At 42.8% G+C, this 4,255-nt stretch carries 3 protein-coding genes; 1 reads left to right on the top strand and 2 read right to left on the bottom strand.

The features are described from left to right. Window positions 1-192: 192 nt before the first annotated feature. Together argH and ACEW8F_RS16295 are read right to left on the bottom strand one after the other, a co-directional pair. Window positions 193-1,572 (bottom strand): argininosuccinate lyase, encoded by a 1,380-nt coding sequence (gene argH / locus ACEW8F_RS16300; RefSeq protein ID WP_373484519.1) that lies wholly within the window; start codon window positions 1,570-1,572, stop codon window positions 193-195. A 6-nt stretch (window positions 1,573-1,578) separates the two neighbouring features. Further along, window positions 1,579-2,802, bottom strand: a complete 1,224-nt coding sequence (locus ACEW8F_RS16295) for an argininosuccinate synthase (protein WP_373484520.1) — start codon at window positions 2,800-2,802, stop codon at window positions 1,579-1,581. 391 nt (window positions 2,803-3,193) lie between these two features. Here ACEW8F_RS16295 and argC point away from each other — a divergent pair, with 391 nt between their 5' ends. Next, window positions 3,194-4,234 (top strand): N-acetyl-gamma-glutamyl-phosphate reductase, encoded by a 1,041-nt coding sequence (argC, locus tag ACEW8F_RS16290; protein WP_373484518.1) that lies wholly within the window; start codon window positions 3,194-3,196, stop codon window positions 4,232-4,234. The last annotated feature ends 21 nt before the right edge of the window (window positions 4,235-4,255 follow it).

The following is a 4,255-nucleotide window of genomic DNA, read 5'->3' as shown; positions in this document are numbered from 1 at the left end:
ATCTTTTCCTTTGTTTCTTTACCAACCTTGTATTTTCCCATATCATACTCTCTATTTCATTATTTTAGTTTAGTTTAATAGCAAATTTATTTATTCTAAATAATACCATAGTTCTTTGTGAAAAACAAGACAAAGTAAGTGAAAAAATAATGTGTGCTAATTGACAGGGCATGGCGAAGCAAACTTAAAATTCTAGTTTTGAGCAAGCCATTGACGATTAAGGGCAATCGCTTTTCGAACCTGCTCTTCAGCCGGTCCACCAATAATATTTCGTTGGTTGACACAGACGTTCAAATCAATGGCGGCAAAGATGGATTCATCGAAAACCGGTGACACACTTTTATACTCTTCAATGGTCAGTTCGTCCAGACTTTTTTGCTGTTCCAAAGCAAAAAACACCAGCTTGCCGATGATTTCATGGGCGTCACGAAAGGCAACCCCATGTTTAACCAGCCAATCGGCGGCATCGGTGGCATTGGAAAATCCGCCGGCGGCAGCTTTTTTCATCGTGGCTTTATTAACGGTCAGCGTTTTGATCATTTTGGCAAAGGTGATCAGGCAGATTTTAATGGTATCAAAGGTATCGAATACCGGTTCCTTATCTTCCTGCATATCTTTATTATAAGCCAGCGGAATGCCTTTCATGGTGGTCAACAGACCCATCAGGTTTCCATAAACCCGGCCGGTTTTGCCGCGAACCAGTTCGGCAATATCGGGATTTTTTTTCTGTGGCATAATGCTGCTCCCGGTACTGAAGGCATCATCTAAGGTGATAAAATTAAACTCACTGCTGCACCAGAGGATAATCTCTTCCGAAAAACGGCTGAGGTGCATCATTAAAACAGAGGCAGCTTCCAGGAAATCAAGACAGAAATCCCGGTCAGAAACCCCATCCAGACTGTTTAGTGAAACAAAGGCAAAGTCCAGTTCTGCTGCCACCGCTTCCCGATCCAGTGGATAGGTGGTAGTGGCTAAAGCACCTGAACCAAGTGGCAAGGTATCGGCCATGGCTTTTACTTGGGCCATTCGGATCATGTCCCGCTTGAACATTTCGACATAAGCCATCAGATGATGGCTGAAGGTGATTGGTTGGGCCCGTTGCAGGTGGGTATAGCCCGGCATGATGGTATTGGTATGATCTTCAGCCAGGTCCAGCAGGGTGAGAATCAGATTCTGGATCAGTGACTTGCTGTCATCGGCAATCTCTTTAACATAGAGGCGCATGTCGGTGGCAACCTGATCGTTGCGGCTGCGACCGGTATGGAGTTTTTTGCCGACATCACCAATTCGTTCGGTCAGAATGGCTTCAACATTCATATGAATATCTTCCATCGATACCGAAAATTCGATGTTTCCGGCTTCAATGTCGAGAAGAATCGCTTCCAGGGTTTCGATAATCTGGTCAGCTTCTTTGGAATCGATAATATTCTGTTTCCCAAGCATTCGGGCATGGGCAATACTTCCAGTGATGTCCTGTTTGTACAGGCGTTGATCAAAGGATATGGACGAGTTAAAATCATCAGTTAAAAGGTCGGTTTTTTTAGAAAACCGACCTCCCCACATTTTTTTCATGTTATTTTATTCCCCTTTTTCTTCTCGGCTGAGTCGCATTAAAGCGCGAACCTTAAGCGGTAAGCCAAATAAATGGATAAATCCTTCAGCGTCTTTATGATCATATAGATCGCCAGTGGTAAAGCTGGCAATTTCAGCATTGTAAAGTGAATAAGGTGAAGCAACACCAATGAGAATAATATTACCCTTATATAATTTCAGACGAACATTACCAGTAACTGTTTTTTGGGTTTCATCCACAAAAGCGGTTAGAGCTTCACGAAGGGGCGTGTACCATTCGCCATTATAGGCTAACTCGGCAAACTTAACGGCAGCTTGTTGTTTAAAGCCGAAGGTTTGACGATCCAGACACATGTGTTCCAATTCTTCGTGGGCGTTATAAAGGATTGAACCGCCGGGGGTTTCATAAATCCCACGGGATTTCATCCCAACTACCCGGTTTTCAATTAAATCCACAACACCAATACTGTGACGACCGCCGATGATGTTAAGTTGTTCAAGCAGTTCCCGGCCAGTCATTTCAACACCGTTTAATCGAACCGGAATACCTTCTTCAAAGTCAAGACTGACAATTTCCGCTTCGTCTGGTGCTTCTTCCAATGGGGTTGTCATCTGCAGTAATTTTTTATATTGTGGTTCTAAAGATGGATCTTCCAACTCCAGACCTTCATGACTCATATGTAAGATGTTTTTATCACGGCTGTAGCTGTTGCTGATCGACATCGGCACCTTGATATCATGCATGACACAATAGTCCATGGCATCTTCACGGGATTTAATATCCCAAATTCGCCAGGGGGCGATGATTTTTAGTTGTGGTGCCAAAGCGCCAATAGTGAGTTCAAAACGGACCTGGTCATTGCCTTTACCGGTAGCGCCATGACAGATGGCTTCGGCGCCTTCCAGTTCTGCATATTTTACCAGCACCTTGGCAATTAAGGGACGAGCCAGGGAAGTGCCCAATAAATATTTTTTTTCATAAATAGCATCAGCTTTAAGAGCCGGCCAGACAAAGTCTTCGACAAACTCATCGGTAACATCTTCGATATATAACTTGCTGGCGCCGGAAGCAAGGGCTCGTTCTTCGAGGCCGTCCAGTTCAGTGCCCTGTCCGACATCCACACATACGGCAATAACTTCGTAGTCGTAGGTGTTTTTAAGCCATGGGATAATAGTTGTGGTATCCAATCCACCGGAATAGGCAAGAATTACTTTTTTCTTCAATTTTATATCCTCCTGATAATAATCGCTTTTGTATAATAAACTTAATTACATGAATGATTATACAATCATTTTATGATAAATGCAAGTATAAAAAGAAAAAACATATTAAACGTTAATAATTATGCATAAAAACGCTTGATTATGCATAATAAGTCGAGTATAATACAGAAATAAGATATTAATAAATTTCATAAAAGACAGACAGACCTCATTTATTTTGGTAAAATAAATGTTTAAAGTAATTGTGTTGATAGATTATTAATTGGAATAAAAAGAATATTAAGATTGTAGATAAACCCCGTATCGATTCCTGATGGGAATAGATTGTGCGCCTCGATTTGCCTAAACTCTTACTATTCTTAAACAATGGCATTTAAGAAAGGAAAGGTAAATTAATATGATTAAAGCATCTGTAATCGGAGGAACTGGTTATGCCGGACAGGAACTGATCCGAATTTTAATGCGGCATCCAGAAGTAGAAGTGGTGACAATCGGAACCAGAAGCTTTTCCGGGCAGAAATTTAGTGATGTCTACGGAAATTTTGAAGCAGTTACCGATCTTGTTTGCGAAGCAACGGACATCAAGGTGCTGGCAGAAAAGTCGGATGTGGTATTTCTGGCTTTGCCTCATGGCATTGCATCCAAAACGGTTACGGCGGATGTGCTCGAGAAAACAAAGGTAATTGATCTTGGCGCTGATTTCCGCCTTAAGGATATTGATGTCTATGAAGACTGGTACAAAACCGAACATTTTAACCATCCATTACTGAATGAAGCGGTTTACGGATTATGCGAATTGCATCGGGAGGAGATCAAAAAAGCCCAGCTTATTTCGAATCCCGGCTGCTATACAACCTGCAGCATTTTAAGCCTGGCACCGCTTTTAAAAAATAATCTCATTGATACCAGCAGTATTATCGTCGATGCCAAATCCGGGGTAACCGGAGCCGGCCGGGGAACGATAACCGAGCTGATGTATTCTGAGTGCAATGAAACCATCAAGGCTTACAAAATCGGGACCCATCGCCATACCCCGGAAATTGAGCAAGAATTGCGGCTGTTAAACGGGCAGGACTTCAATATTCTGTTCACCCCCCATCTGGTTCCGATGAACCGGGGAATTCTGGCCTTATCCTATGCCAAGTTAACCGCAGACCTGAGCTTGGAAGAGGTAAAGGCGATTTACCGGGAATTCTATCACGATGAATATTTTGTCAGAATTCTTGAAAACCGGATGCCGGAAACCCGCTGGGTAAAAGGTACCAATTATTGCGACATCGGCATGACCATCGATCCCCGGACCAACCACGTCATTGTGGTGGGGGCCATCGACAACCTGATTAAAGGCGCCGCTGGCCAGGCAGTTCAGAATATGAATATCTGTTTTGGTCTGGCTGAAAAAACCGGCATCGATTTTATTGCCGATTTCCCAATCTAAACAAAAATTCGGATAAGTTAT

This window comes from Acetobacterium sp. (assembly GCF_041752335.1).
In the GTDB taxonomy this organism is placed as follows: Bacteria; Bacillota; Clostridia; order Eubacteriales; family Eubacteriaceae; genus Acetobacterium.
Note: the sequence above shows the minus strand (reverse complement) of the source record. Positions and strands in the feature narration are given on the sequence as shown.